The sequence below is a fragment of the Rathayibacter sp. VKM Ac-2762 genome, assembly GCF_009866585.1.
GTDB lineage: Bacteria > Actinomycetota > Actinomycetes > Actinomycetales > Microbacteriaceae > Rathayibacter.
The window spans coordinates 742,810-755,205 of sequence record NZ_CP047419.1 but is presented as its reverse complement, the minus strand read 5'-3'; the positions used below and the strand labels follow the sequence as shown (position 1 = coordinate 755,205).

The following is a 12,396-nucleotide window of genomic DNA, read 5'->3' as shown; positions in this document are numbered from 1 at the left end:
ACAGGCGCGGGTGCCGTCGCCTAGGGTGGTTCGCATGTCCCGCACCCCCCTCGGTCTCCGCGTCCCCTCCCGGGCGCGCCGGCGCCTCGTCGCCGCCGGAGCGGGCACGGTCCTCGTCCTGTGCGCCGCCCTCGCCGCTCCGCTCTCCGCGTCCGCCGCCTACGACCCGTCCGACTACCCCTCGTGGTCCGATGTGGAGGCCGCGAAGTCGAGCGAGAGCGCCACCGCCGCCGAGGTCGACCGCATCACCGCCTTCCTCGCCGACCTGCGCGACCAGGCCGCCGCCCTCACCGACGCCGCCATCAGCCGGGCCGCCGAGGCGGACGCCGCGCAGAGCGCTCTCGACGAGGCGACTCAGCGCGTGAGCGCCCTGGAGGAGCGCGCCTCCGCCGCCCGCTCGGACGCCGACGCCGCGAAGGAGCAGGCCGGCCGTCTCGCCGCGCAGCTCTACCGCAACGGCGGGACCGATGCGACGCTCAACCTCCTCATCGGCGGCGACGAGTCGAGCGAGCTGCTCTACCGCCTCGGCACCATGACGCAACTCACCCAGCAGACCAGCCGGCTCCAGACCGCAGCGCAGTCGACCGAGAACCAGGCCGTCTCCCTCGCCGCGCAGGCCGAGCAGGCCCGGGGCGAGCGCGTCTCCCTCGCCACCGCCGCGGCCGACGCGCTCTCGGCCGCCCGCTCCGCGCAGGCCGAGGCCGACGCCAAGGTCGCCGACCAGGAGAAGTACAGCCAGGAGCTCTACACCCAGCTCGCCTCGCTCAAGAACACCACCGCCGAGATCGAGCGGGAGTACGCCGACGGCCAGGACGCGAAGTCGGCCTTCGAGGAGCAGCAGCGCCTCTCCCGCCTCGCCGCCGAGGCCGAGGCCGCCCGCCAGCGCGCCGCGTCGGCTCCCGCCGCGGCCGCTGCTCCGGCAGCGCCCTCCAACAGCGGAGGTGGCGGAGGCGGCCCGGTCGAACTCGGCGACGACGACCCGACCGGCGCGCGCAACAGCTCCGCCAAGACCATCGCCGCCCTCGGCACCTACGCCGGACGCACGGACGGCCTCTCCCCCGCGCAGGCCCAGGCCTACGCCCGCACCGCTGTCGGCCGCTTCGGCTGGGGCGCCGACCAGGTCGACCGGTGCCTCATCCCGCTGTGGAACGGCGAGTCGGGGTGGCGCTGGAACGCGCTGAACCGCTCCTCCGGCGCCTACGGCATCCCGCAGGCCCTCCCGGCGAGCAAGATGGCCAACTCGGGAGCCGACTACCAGACGAACGCGGCGACGCAGGTCGACTGGGGGCTCTCGTACATCAAGAGCGCCTACGGCTCGCCCTGCAACGCGTGGTCGAGCTGGAACAACCGCTCGCCGCACTGGTACTGATCCCGCGCCTCACTTCGCCTGGTCGTAGGAGTCGACGACGGCGACGGTGACCGGGAAGTCGACCTCGCCCTCTCCGAAGAGCGAGCGTCCGGCGCGCACCGCCGCCTCGCGGACGATCGCGGCGACCCGCTCGCCGACGTCGGCGGGAGCGTGCACGATCACCTCGTCGTGCAGGAAGTAGACGAGGTGCGCCCGGCCGACCGCGCCGCCCTCGGCGCGCAGTCGCGCCCGCAGCTCGCCCATCCAGCAGAGCGCCCACTCGGCCGCGGTCCCCTGCACCACGAAGTTACGGGTGAAGCGTCCCCACTCGCGCGCTCGCGCCGCATCCGCCGAGAGCCCCTCGGGTCCGGGAGGCGAGCTGCGCCCGAGCCACGTCGAGACGCTCTCGCCGCGCTCCCCCGCCCGAGCCGCCGCCTCGACGTGCGCGACCGAGCGCGGGTAGGCACGGGCGAGCCTCGGGAGCAGCCGCCCGGCCTCGCCGCTCGTCGCCCCGTACATCGCCCCCAGCATCGCGACCTTCGCCCGCGGCCGATCGGGGATCACGCCGGCGTCGACGATGCCCTGGTAGAGGTCGCGGCCCCGCCCGGCGGCGGCCATGGCCGAGTCGCCCGAGAGCGCGGCGAGGATGCGCGGCTCGAGCTGCGCGGCATCCGCGACCACGAGGCTCCAGCCCGGATCCGCGGTGACCGCGGCGCGGATCTGCCGCGGCAGCTGTAGCGCCCCTCCGCCCGAGGTCGCCCAGCGGCCGGTGACGACGCCGCCCACCACGTACTCCGGCCGGAACCGTCCGTCGCGCACCCACGCGTCGAGCCAGGCCCAGCCGTTGGCGGTGAGCAGCCGGGAGAGCTTCTTGTACTCCAGGAGGGGCGGCACCGCGGGGTGCTCGAGGGACTGCAGCTCCCAGGAGCGCGTCGACTCGACCGGCAGCCCCGCGCGCCGCAGCGCCTTGAGGAGCTCGGCCGGCGAGTCGGGATTGAGCTCGGGCGCGCCGAGCTCGTCGCGCAGACGGACGGCCAGCGCCTCCAGCAGGGCCGGGCGGCCGCCGAAGAGCGGGCGGGGGCCGAGCATCCCGGTGAGCACCCGGTCGTGCACATCGGCGCGCCACGGCAGCCCCGCGTGGGCGATCTCGCGAGCGATCAGGGCGCCGACGGACTCGGCGGCGAGCAGCAGGCGGAGCCGGCCGGCCTCGGCGGCGCCGGAGAGCGCCTCCTCCTGCCGGGCCAGCTCGAGGACGGGGTCGAGCTCGTCGGAGCCGCCCGCCGCCTCCTCGAACCCGATCAGCGTGTCCTGCGCGGCGGGGGCCGCGGCTCCCGCGTCCCACGGGTCGAGGGGCGAGCGCGCGAGAGCCGATGCGGCGGCGGAGACCGAGCGGCGGAGGATCGCGCGGGCCAGCCGGAGGTCGTGGCACCGGGCGACGACCACGCCGGCCGACAGCAGTGCGGGGTACCAGCGCGCGGTGTCGTCCCAGACCCAGCGCGGGCGCTCCGGCTCCCGCTCCCGGACGAACGCCGCCAGCTCGGCCGGGCCCCGGCCGCTCCCGGCCTCGGCGCCGCCGACGGGGTCGACCGCCCGCCACGCCCCCGTGGGGCCGCCGACGAGTGCGAGGAGCATCGGGCCATTCTCCCCCGTGGCGGACACGGAGGCCGCCGTCGCGGGGACGGCCGGGCCCCCTCTCGCTGAAGGAGTCACGGCGACGGCCGCGAGGGCGGGTAGCCGGGGAAGGGCTTCTCCTGCGCCGTCGGCGGCTGATGGGCCCACAGGGCGGCCGCGATGGTGTCCATCGAGCGGGAGTAGCCCACGAGCGTCCGCCTCTCCGGCTCCGCCGCCCAGGTCACCGCGCGGAACCAGGTCTCGCGGTACGGGCCGGTCTCGATGCGGCGCACCAGGCCGATCCGGCCGGTGCGCAGGGCGTCGACCATCACCCACTCGTCCTGCCCGCTGCTGCGCAGCATCTGGAGCGGACTCCACTCGATCATCGCGCCTCCCACCGGTCGATCCGCGGCCGTGGCGAGCACGAGCGCCGCGGCGTACACTCGCAGACTATCGAACACATGTTCGAACGGCCAACCGGGTCCGGCGAGTGAACGGGAGCACGACGATGGCGGTGATCGACGAGACGGCGCTGGTCTCGACCGACGGCGAGGGAGTGCCGATCGCGCTCGAGTGGCGGGGCGGGAGCTACCGGGTGACCGACCGGCCGACGGTGTGGACCTGCACGAGCGAGTGGTGGGCGCCCCTCGAGGGGTTCCCGCCGACGTTCGGGCGCACACCGGTGAGCATCGGCGGCTGGCGCTTCCAGGCGACGGACCTCGCGACCGGCGGAGCGTTCGTGCTCGACGTGGTCGCGTCGACGGAGCCGCAGTGGAGCGTGGTGCGGATCTACGAGTAGTGCCGGCGCGAGGCCGGCCGGGCGGCTACTTGTCGGCCGACCAGGGCGCCCGCGTCATGGCGATGAGAGCCGCGACTCCGGAGACGAGGCCGACACCGGCGATGGCGGACACGACGAGCCAGAGAACGAGTTCCATGCCACCAGTCTACCGAGCCCCGGAGCGGATCCTCTCCTCCCCGCTTCCATCCCCCGGCTATGAAATAGCCTGGGCAGAGTGACCGACGCCCCCACCCGCGCGAGTGTCGGACTGCGCTCGGAGCGCGGCCCGATCCTGCTGTCCCTGATGATCTCGACCGCTCTGGTCGCCCTCGACGCCACGATCCTCTCGACGGCCGTGCCGTCCATCGTCGCCGACCTGGGGGGCTTCGAGCAGTTCCCCTGGCTGTTCTCGATCTACCTGCTGGCCCAGGCGGTCTCGGTCCCCCTCTACGGCAAGCTCGCGGACGTGATCGGGCGCAAGCCCATCATGCTGATCGGCATCGCCCTGTTCCTGGTCGGCTCGCTCCTGTGCGGCCTCGCCTGGAGCATGCCCGCGCTGATCGCGTTCCGCGCCCTGCAGGGCCTGGGGGCCGGAGCGATCCAGCCGATGGGCATCACCATCGCCGGCGACATCTACACGGTCGCCGAGCGTGCGAAGACCCAGGGCTACCTCGCGAGCGTCTGGGGCATCTCCTCGGTCGTCGGGCCGACCCTCGGCGGCGTGCTCTCGGACCTGGGCGCCTGGCGCGGCATCTTCCTCGTCAACATCCCCCTGTGCCTCCTGGCGGCGTTCCTCCTGATCCGCAGCTTCCGCGAGACCACGCGGGGCGAGAAGCAGCGGATCGACGTGGCGGGCGCCTCCGTGCTCGCCGTGGGCACCGCGCTGCTCATCCTCGGGCTGCTCGAGGGCGGCAGCGCCTGGCCGTGGCTCTCCCCCGCCGGAGTCGGCGTATTCGTCGTCTCGGCCCTCGCGTTCGCCGGCTTCGTCGCGATCGAGCGGCGCGCGGCCGCCCCGGTGCTCCCCCTCTGGGTCCTCACGCGGCGCGTGCTGATCTCGACCAGCCTGGTCTCGGTGACCGTCGGCGCGATCACGCTCGGCGTCACCTCGTACTTCCCGACCTTCGCGCAGGGCGTGCTCGGCAGCTCCGCCCTCGGCGCGGGCTTCGCCGTCGCGGCGATGACGCTCGGCTGGCCGGTCGCGGCGAGCCTGTCGGGCCGGCTCTACCTGCGCATCGGCTTCCGCAACACGGGCTTCCTCGGAGCGGGGCTCGTCGTGATCGGCACGGCGCTGACCGTCCTGCTCGGCGCCTCCTCGACGCTGTGGGAGATCGCCGGGTTCTGCGTGCTGATCGGCGCCGGCATGGGGCTCGTGGCGACTCCGACGCTGATCCGGGCGCAGTCGAGCGTCGACTGGAACGAGCGCGGAGTGGTCTCCTCGACCAACTTCTTCGCCCGCAACATCGGCAGCGCCGTCGCCGTGGCCGTGTTCGGCGCGATCGTGAACGCGAAGGCGGGCGGCGGCGTCCCCGCACCGGCGGACCTCGCCGAGGGCACCCGCTTCGTCTGCATCGCGCTCACGGTCCTCGCCGTGGGCATGCTCGCCGCGGTCTGGGCGATGCCGAAGGAGGGGCGCACCGCGCCCGGAGAGGATCGGGCGGCGGAGGCCGAGCCCGACGCGGCCCGGCCGGACGCGGCCCAGCCCTAGCCGTCAGGCGGCGCCGTCGGTTCTCGTCGTCAGCCGGAGCGGCGCGCCGCGGCCGTCGCTCGCAGTCGGTCGCGGTGGGTGCGGCGCACCCGGTGCGTCCAGCGCTGCAGGGACGACCCCATCCCGGGGTGCCGCGCCAGCGTGTGGAGAGCGCGGTCGAACCGGCGGAGCATGTCCGCGAAGGCGCCGAAGGGGCGGGCCGAGATGCCGACCTCGAGGTGGCGGTCGAGCACGATCCGGTGCCGGAGTCCCAGGTGCACGCTGATCTCGACGTCGTCGTGCACGTAGGCGTCGTGCCGGTGCATCTCCTCCGCGATCTCCTCCCACGCCGACCGGCGGACGGCGCAGTTGGAGCCGAAGAGCGGCCAGTTGGCCAGCGCCGACCCCATCAGCACGAAGTAGGCGTCCATGTAGGCGACCCGCGCGATCACCCGGGCGATCGGGCCGAGCTCGTCGAAGCGTCCGGGACCGGTCACCGCTCCGACCTCGGGGTCGGCGAAGTGGCCGGCCAGGCGCGCCAGCCAGTCGGGTCCCGGGCGGGAGTCGGCGTCGAGCCGTGCGAGGACGTCGCCGTGCGCCTCGTCGAAGCCGTGCGCCGTGCTCGCCGGGATCCCGGCTCCGTCGTGCCGCACCACCCGCGCGCCCGCCGCTCGCGCGACGGCGGCGCTGTCGTCGGTGCTCCCGTCGTCGACGACGACGATCTCGAACGGAGCGAGCGTCTGCTCGCGGAGGAGCTCGAGCAGCTGCTCGAGGTGGCGGGCGTCGTCCTTCACGGGGACGACGACCGAGATGCGCCGGTGATCCATCCGCCCAGTCAACGCGATCGGGGCGCTCAGCGGGGACACCGCCACGCGTCTCGCGCGAGCCCGGACCTGTCAACCGGCTCCCGAGCGCGCCGGATCCGCTGATGGGATCGACCCGTGTCCGCCGGATCGGCGGCCCGATCGAGACAGGAGACGACATGACCCAGGGACCTCGAGACTTCCGGCCCACCCGTGCACTGGTGACCGCCTCGGACTCCGGCATCGGCCGGGCGACCGCGGTGGCACTGGCCGAGGCGGGCATGGACGTCGGCATCACCTGGCACAGCGACGAGGAGGGCGCGCAGGGCACGGCGGAGGAAGTGCGCTCCCTCGGCCGGCGCGCCGAGATCGCGCGCCTCGACACGACGGATCTGCAGGGCGCGGGCGACGTGATCGACGACCTCGCGGATCGACTGGGCGGGCTCGACGTCGCCGTCAGCAATGCGGGCGGAGGCGGAGGCGAGCCCTTCCTCGAGCAGAGCCTCGACAGCTGGCGCTCGACCGTCGCTCTGAACCTCGACGGAGCGTTCGTCTGCCTCCAGCGCGCCGCGCGGCGCATGGCGGCCCAGGGCACGGGCGGCAGGATCATCGCGGTCACCAGTGTCCACGAGCACCAGCCGCGGGTCGGCTCCGTCGCCTACACCGCCGCCAAGCACGGGCTGGGCGGCCTGCTGAAGGTCGCCGCACTCGAGCTCGGCTCCCTCGGCATCACCGTCAACGCCGTCGCCCCCGGAGAGATCGCCACGCCGATGAACGACGCCGAGGATGTGGACCCCGTCACGATCGACCGCCCCGGCATCCCCCTCGGCCGCCCCGGCGACGCCCGCGAGATCGCGGCGGTGGTCGCCTTCCTGGCCTCTCCCGCTGCCTCCTACATCACCGGATCCTCGTACGTCGTGGACGGCGGGATGCTGCAGATGGGGCCGCAGGCCGGCTCCCACCTCCGGCAGGACGACTGGCGCGAGGCCTGAGCCGCCGACCACGGCGCCCGCCCGCCGGGTACTCTCGAAGAGGTGCTCCGGCGGGCGGGGCGCCTGCTCCGGGATGTAGGTGACGCACGTGTGGTTCCGGCGTCGACGCAGGTTCAAGATGGAGCCGTACGACCCCGATGAGAACCCGTCGCGCGAGCCCGCCTCCGTCGAGGAGGCCGCCGAGGAGGGCCTGATGCTCGCGCAGTACGCGAGCCGGATGGCCGTGAAGAACCGTGTGCTGATGGACGGCCTCGGTGCTGACGTCCCCTTCGACTCGGGCCGCTACTCCGTCGTCGCCGCGGAGGAGCTCGAGAAGCTGGCGCGCGAGTCCGAGGCGGCCGCCGAGCGCCTGCGCGGCATCGCCGCCGACGTGACCTCGGTGGGCGGCCGCTCCGACCACGTGCACGACTACCGCTCGGCCGACGTCGACAACCTCGACCACCGCGAGCGGCTCTCGCTCCTGGTCGCCGACTCCCTCCACAGGCGGGCGCAGGACGAGGAGTACCTCGCGACGCTCGTCGACGACGCCCGTCAGGACGCGTGGCGCGAGCTCGCGCAGTCGATCGAGGAGACCCTCGACCGCACCTCGCGGATCGACCCGGACGACGAGGAGTACCGCCGCGACCGCTCGGTGCGGATGGCGCTCGTGGTCGTCGACGACCTGGTCAAGCTGGCGGAGGAGCGCGGCGTCAGCCTCGAGGACTGACGGGCTCGTCGTGGGACGCCGGAACCGGGCTCAGGCCCAGCCGGCGCGGAACGACTCGGTCGCCTCGGCGGAGCGCTCCCGGACCGACTCCAGCAGCTCCTCCATGGTGGAGCTGCGGAGGAACGCGAGGCGGTCGAGCTCGGTGACCGGTGCGACGCCGGCGAGCTGCCAGGCGTGCGCGGCCGGATCCTCGGCGAGCTCGACGACCGCGCCGTAGCGCTGCTCGACGAACTCGCTCGCGACCGCCAGTGCCGTGCGGACCGCCGACTCCGCCGCAGCCAGCGCGGGGGCGTGCTTCTCGTCCCACTCCAGATCGGGCAGCAGGCGGACCTCGGCGCGCGGGTACGGGTCGTCCTCGTACCAGCGGACGACCTCGAAGCGCTCCTCGCCCACGGAGTCGAGCGTGACGAACGACTCCGCCCCGTCGATGTTCAGGATGCGCGCGCGGGCGCCGACCGCGAACCGCTGGTCGCCGCCGCCCACCTCCTGGCCGCGCTCGATGAGCACGACGCCGAACGCGAGGGTCTCGTCCTCGAGGACGTCGCCGAGCATCCGCAGGTACCGCGGCTCGAACAGCCGGAGCGGGAGCGGCATGTGCGGCAGGAGCACGGAGCCGAGCGGGAACATCGGAAGATCAGGCACGGGATCAGGCAATCACGTCGAGCGGAGAGCGGCCAGTACGGGCGCGGCGCGTCAGGACGTGCTAGCGCATCGAGCCACCGTGTCGTCCGCTCGCGGATGCTCGCCACGCCCCGGACGATCTCCGACGGCCCGCCCTCACCCGCGAGGCTCCCCCTCAGACTGGGAGCATGGATCTCGCCGAACTCCGAGCCGTCGTCCGCGCGGACCTGGCCGCCAAGGGCCACGCCTCCGACCGGCTCACCGTCCTCGTCCTCCGGCTCGGGCAGTACTCGAGCTCTCGGAGGACCCGGCTCCCCCTCCACCTCGTCTACCGCCTCGTCGATCTCGTCTGGACCCGCATGATCGTCGGAGCCGAGCTGCCGCCGGCCGCTCAGGTCGGGCCAGGCCTGCGGCTCCCCCACTGGGGCCGCGGCGTGATCCTGCACCCGCGCACGGTGATCGGGCGGAACGCGTTCATCTACCACGGCGTCACCATCGGCGAGTCGAAGGGTCGGACGCCCGTGATCGGCGACGACGTCTACATCGGCGCCCGCGCGACGATCGTCGGGGATGTGACCGTCGGCGACCGTGTGCGGGTCGGAGCCGGCGCCGTCGTCGTCCGCGACGTCGCCTCCGACTCGTCCGCGGTCGGCGTGCCGGCGAGGACCGCGTCGGCGGCGTCCTGAGGCACGGCACGCCGGTCCGACAGGGCCGGAGCGCCCGCTCCGACGAGACCGGCATCAGGTGGATTCCCGACCCGGCGCTGGAGAGGAGGAACGACCGCGGGTGGAGCGGAGTAGGGCGTACGGGACTTGAACCCGTGACCGACGGATTATGAGTCCGCTGCTCTGACCGGCTGAGCTAACGCCCCGCGGCGGCCGTCCGAGCGGCCGTCAGGTGGCGGCGGGTGCGGACGCTGCGTCGGAGGCCGGATCGGCCACCGGCTCCCCACGATACAGGCTCTCGAAGGTGCTGATCGTGCGGTTGATGTCGTGCGAGGCGACGATGCGGAGGGAGGCGCGCTTCATCGCCTCGAGGTCCTCCTGGTCGGCCGTGAGCACGGCGGTGAGGCGCTCGGCGAGGGCCTCGGCGCTGCCCGGAGCGAAGAGGTAGCCGTTCTCGCCGTCGTGCACGAGGTGCGGGAGGGCCATCGCGTCGGCGGCGACGACGGGGAGGGCCGAGGCCATCGCCTCCATCGTCGCGATGCTCTGCAGCTCGGCGATGGACGGCATGGCGAACACGGTGGCGCGCGTGTACGCCTCCTTGAGCTCGGCGTCCGAGACGTAGCCGGTGAAGCGGACGCGGTCGGCGATGCCGAGGGTCGCGGCGAGCTGCTGGAGGTTGCGCATCTGGTCGCCGCCGCCGACGATCTCGAGCTTCGCGTCGAGCGCCGGGTCGAGCAGGGCGACGGCGCGGAGCAGGACGTCGATGTGCTTCTCGCCGGTCACGCGGCCGACGAAGAGGATCGAGTCGCCGGCGCGCGCCGCGAAGTCGGGCGTGTAGTTGTCGGCGTCGATGCCGCAGGAGATGGCGTGGACGCCCCGGAGGCCCGTGTACTTCTCGAGGAACTGCGCGGCCTTGCGGGTCGGCGTGGTGACCGCCTCCGCCCGGCCGAAGGTGCGGCGCGCGGCCCGCCACGCCATCGCCACGGCCTTCGCCTGCACAGCCTTCGGCAGGAGGGTGAACTCGAGCATGTTCTCGGGCATGAAGTGATTGGTGCCGACGATGCGGATGCCGCGCTTGGCCGCCTCGATCCCGAGGCCGCGGCCGACGATGATGTGCGACTGGAAGTGCACGACGTCGGGCTTCACCTCGTCGAGGATGCGCGCGCTGTTCTGCCGGATCCGCCAGGGCATCGCGAAGCGCAGCCAGTCGTGCGGGTACCAGCGCCAGCTGTAGAGGCGGTGCACGATGATCCGCTGGCCCTCGTGCGTCTCGACCCGGGTGCCGCTCCAGCCGTCGGCCGACGGGGCGACGACGTGCACTTCGTGGCCGCGCTGCGCGAGACCCGCGGCGAGGCGCTCGGCGAACTTCGCGGCTCCGTTCACGTCGGGGGCGAAGGTGTCGCAGCCGATCACGACCGTCAGCGGTCGGGAGTCGGGCGATCCCGGTCGGGACGCGTCGCGGGGATCTGACACGGGAGGTCCTATCGGTGTCGTGCCGCTCGGGGAGAGAAGGGAGCGATCGGCGGAGGTCGGTCGGTTTCGGGGCTCTCGGCGCGGACCCATTGTAGGCAGAGGAGTCCTCACCACCCGGGATCCCGCGCCGTCAGCGTGCCTGCGGGTGGTGCTTGGCGAGGAGGAAGACGCCGTAGATGGCGACGGCGCCGGCCGCGATGAAGAGCGGGATCGCCCACGGGGCCGCGTACTGCGCCTCCCCGAGCACGACGATGCCGATCGCGACGGCGACCAGCGGGTCGATGACGGTGAGGCCCGCGACGACGAGGTCCGGCGGACCGGAGGAGTAGGCGTTCTGCACGAAGTACCCGCCGAGGGCGGTCGCGGCCAGGAGCGCCACGATGCAGACCACCGTCAGCGGGTCGAACTCGCCGTACTTGATGCGGTTGAGCACGACCTTCGCGAGCGTCGCGACGAAGCCGTAGACCACTCCGGCGCCCACGATGTAGAAGATCGCCTTCGCTCCGCGGCGGAAGACGCGGAAGGCGATGACGAAGACCGTGAGCACCACGGCGAGGATCACGAGGATCGTGACGAGCTCGGGCGTCTGGATGGACTTGTCGACGGCGTTGAACGCCGCCACGAGGACGAACGTGCCGACACCCCCGACGCAGAGCACGATCGCCCGGATCGACGCCGCGTTCAGGCGCACCCGGCTGACCCGCGCGTTCACGACCGCGGTGATCACGAGCGCCACCGCTCCGAGCGGCTGCACCACGATGAGCGGGGAGAAGCCGAGGCTCGTCAGCTGGAAGACGATCGCGAGACCCAGGAGCAGGGTGCCGATCACCCACGAGGGGCGCGAGAGCAGCGCGACCAGCTGACCGCCGCTGAGCCCGGAGGAGCCGGAGCGCTTCGAGAACCGCTCCACCTTCGCCACTCCCCGGTGCTGGAACTGCGCGCCGAGGGAGAGGAACACCGCGCCCACGAGAGCGATCGGGATGCCGATGAACTTCGCCGGGTCGTTGAGGAGTTCGGCGAGATCGGCGGGCATGGGGTCGACCCTACCCAGAACGCCTCCGGGAGTCCTCCGACGCACGGGTGAGGGGCTGAGCCCAGCGGATGATCCTCGCGGACCCGGTCGGCGGCCCCGCGGTACCCTGTCCCCCATGGCCGTCCTCCCCATCCGCATCGCCGGCGACCCCGTCCTGCACTCCCCCGCCGCCCCCGTCACCGAGTTCGACGATGCGCTGCGCACCCTCGTCGCCGACATGTTCGAGACGATGGACACCGCCCCCGGAGTCGGCCTCGCCGGCCCGCAGGTCGGCGTCCCGCTGCGACTGTTCGTCTACGACTACGCCGACGACGACGGCACCCCCCGCCGCGGCGTCGCGATCAACCCCGAGCTGTTCGTCACGCCGACCCCGCTCGGCGAGGCGGACGAGGACACGGAGTCGGAGGGGTGCCTCTCCTTCCCCGGCGAGCGCTTCCCGCTCCGCCGCTCCGAGCGCGCGATCCTCCGCGCGGTCGACCTCGAGCAGGAGCCGTTCGAGATCGTCGCGGACGGCTGGTTCGCCCGCGTGTTCCAGCACGAGTTCGACCACCTCGACGGCGTGCTCTACATCGACCGCCTCGAGCACGACTACCACAAGCCGGTCGCGAAGATCACCCGCAAGCGCGGCTGGGGCGGCCCCGGCGTCTCGTGGCTGCCCGGCGTGGAGCACCTCGAGGACTGA

At 73.3% G+C, this 12,396-nt stretch carries 13 protein-coding genes and 1 tRNA gene; 7 read left to right on the top strand and 7 right to left on the bottom strand.

Features of this window, described 5'->3' with window-relative positions; translation table 11 throughout:
* Window positions 1-34: 34 nt before the first annotated feature.
* Complete coding sequence (locus GTU71_RS03590) at window positions 35-1,369, top strand: hypothetical protein (protein WP_104267569.1); 1,335 nt, start codon at window positions 35-37, stop codon at window positions 1,367-1,369.
* A gap of 9 nt (window positions 1,370-1,378) precedes the next feature.
* On the opposite strand, the gene GTU71_RS03585 is transcribed toward GTU71_RS03590, so the two are convergent.
* Both GTU71_RS03585 and GTU71_RS03580 read right to left on the bottom strand, forming a co-directional pair.
* On the bottom strand, window positions 1,379-2,980 hold the full coding sequence (locus GTU71_RS03585) for a bifunctional 3'-5' exonuclease/DNA polymerase (protein WP_159939321.1): 1,602 nt from the start codon (window positions 2,978-2,980) through the stop codon (window positions 1,379-1,381).
* Window positions 2,981-3,054: 74 nt separating this feature from the next.
* Window positions 3,055-3,345: a hypothetical protein gene (locus GTU71_RS03580; RefSeq protein WP_146076962.1), complete on the bottom strand. Its 291-nt coding sequence runs from the start codon at window positions 3,343-3,345 to the stop codon at window positions 3,055-3,057.
* 104 nt (window positions 3,346-3,449) lie between these two features.
* Here GTU71_RS03580 and GTU71_RS03575 point away from each other — a divergent pair, with 104 nt between their 5' ends.
* Together GTU71_RS03575 and GTU71_RS03570 are read left to right on the top strand one after the other, a co-directional pair.
* Window positions 3,450-3,758 (top strand): hypothetical protein, encoded by a 309-nt coding sequence (locus GTU71_RS03575; RefSeq protein ID WP_104226677.1) that lies wholly within the window; start codon window positions 3,450-3,452, stop codon window positions 3,756-3,758.
* A gap of 283 nt (window positions 3,759-4,041) precedes the next feature.
* On the top strand, window positions 4,042-5,442 hold the full coding sequence (locus tag GTU71_RS03570) for an MDR family MFS transporter (protein WP_104250985.1): 1,401 nt from the start codon (window positions 4,042-4,044) through the stop codon (window positions 5,440-5,442).
* Between the two features lie 29 nt (window positions 5,443-5,471).
* Here the strand turns inward: GTU71_RS03570 and GTU71_RS03565 are convergent, their stop codons facing one another.
* Entirely contained in the window at window positions 5,472-6,248 is a 777-nt protein-coding gene (locus tag GTU71_RS03565; protein ID WP_104223456.1) for a glycosyltransferase family 2 protein, read from the bottom strand.
* 155 nt (window positions 6,249-6,403) lie between these two features.
* Between GTU71_RS03565 and GTU71_RS03560 the strand changes: the two genes are divergently transcribed.
* Together GTU71_RS03560 and GTU71_RS03555 are read left to right on the top strand one after the other, a co-directional pair.
* Complete coding sequence (locus GTU71_RS03560) at window positions 6,404-7,216, top strand: SDR family oxidoreductase (RefSeq protein ID WP_159939320.1); 813 nt, start codon at window positions 6,404-6,406, stop codon at window positions 7,214-7,216.
* Between the two features lie 118 nt (window positions 7,217-7,334).
* Complete coding sequence (locus GTU71_RS03555; RefSeq protein WP_104223455.1) at window positions 7,335-7,922, top strand: hypothetical protein; 588 nt, start codon at window positions 7,335-7,337, stop codon at window positions 7,920-7,922.
* A gap of 30 nt (window positions 7,923-7,952) precedes the next feature.
* On the opposite strand, the gene GTU71_RS03550 is transcribed toward GTU71_RS03555, so the two are convergent.
* Window positions 7,953-8,564: an LON peptidase substrate-binding domain-containing protein gene (locus GTU71_RS03550; RefSeq protein ID WP_244229436.1), complete on the bottom strand. Its 612-nt coding sequence runs from the start codon at window positions 8,562-8,564 to the stop codon at window positions 7,953-7,955.
* A gap of 167 nt (window positions 8,565-8,731) precedes the next feature.
* On the opposite strand from GTU71_RS03550, the gene GTU71_RS03545 reads away from it, so the two are divergent.
* Window positions 8,732-9,229 carry a DapH/DapD/GlmU-related protein gene (locus GTU71_RS03545; RefSeq protein WP_104353171.1) on the top strand — a complete coding sequence of 166 codons (498 nt, stop codon included), beginning with the start codon at window positions 8,732-8,734 and terminating at the stop codon, window positions 9,227-9,229.
* Window positions 9,230-9,340: 111 nt separating this feature from the next.
* Here the strand turns inward: GTU71_RS03545 and GTU71_RS03540 are convergent.
* The 3 genes from GTU71_RS03540 to GTU71_RS03530 all read right to left on the bottom strand — a co-directional run bounded on the left by GTU71_RS03540 (window position 9,341) and on the right by GTU71_RS03530 (window position 11,714).
* Window positions 9,341-9,414: transfer RNA gene (locus tag GTU71_RS03540), tRNA-Ile, on the bottom strand.
* Between the two features lie 22 nt (window positions 9,415-9,436).
* The gene (locus GTU71_RS03535; RefSeq protein WP_244230630.1) at window positions 9,437-10,681 is read right to left on the bottom strand and encodes a glycosyltransferase; all 1,245 of its coding nucleotides are present in this window, start codon (window positions 10,679-10,681) and stop codon (window positions 9,437-9,439) included.
* Between the two features lie 130 nt (window positions 10,682-10,811).
* Window positions 10,812-11,714 (bottom strand): DMT family transporter, encoded by a 903-nt coding sequence (locus tag GTU71_RS03530; RefSeq protein ID WP_159939318.1) that lies wholly within the window; start codon window positions 11,712-11,714, stop codon window positions 10,812-10,814.
* Between the two features lie 115 nt (window positions 11,715-11,829).
* Between GTU71_RS03530 and def the strand changes: the two genes are divergently transcribed.
* Complete coding sequence (gene def / locus GTU71_RS03525) at window positions 11,830-12,396, top strand: peptide deformylase (RefSeq protein ID WP_104223450.1); 567 nt, start codon at window positions 11,830-11,832, stop codon at window positions 12,394-12,396.

Coding starts and splice junctions, on each gene's coding strand:
- GTU71_RS03590 (WP_104267569.1), top strand. CDS start 35: ATGTCCCGCACCCCCCTCGGTCTCCGCGTCCCCTCCCGGGCGCGCCGG.
- GTU71_RS03585 (WP_159939321.1), bottom strand. CDS start 2,980: ATGCTCCTCGCACTCGTCGGCGGCCCCACGGGGGCGTGGCGGGCGGTC.
- GTU71_RS03580 (WP_146076962.1), bottom strand. CDS start 3,345: ATGATCGAGTGGAGTCCGCTCCAGATGCTGCGCAGCAGCGGGCAGGAC.
- GTU71_RS03570 (WP_104250985.1), top strand. CDS start 4,042: ATGATCTCGACCGCTCTGGTCGCCCTCGACGCCACGATCCTCTCGACG.
- GTU71_RS03565 (WP_104223456.1), bottom strand. CDS start 6,248: ATGGATCACCGGCGCATCTCGGTCGTCGTCCCCGTGAAGGACGACGCC.
- GTU71_RS03560 (WP_159939320.1), top strand. CDS start 6,404: ATGACCCAGGGACCTCGAGACTTCCGGCCCACCCGTGCACTGGTGACC.
- GTU71_RS03555 (WP_104223455.1), top strand. CDS start 7,335: ATGGAGCCGTACGACCCCGATGAGAACCCGTCGCGCGAGCCCGCCTCC.
- GTU71_RS03545 (WP_104353171.1), top strand. CDS start 8,732: ATGGATCTCGCCGAACTCCGAGCCGTCGTCCGCGCGGACCTGGCCGCC.
- GTU71_RS03530 (WP_159939318.1), bottom strand. CDS start 11,714: ATGCCCGCCGATCTCGCCGAACTCCTCAACGACCCGGCGAAGTTCATC.
- def (WP_104223450.1), top strand. CDS start 11,830: ATGGCCGTCCTCCCCATCCGCATCGCCGGCGACCCCGTCCTGCACTCC.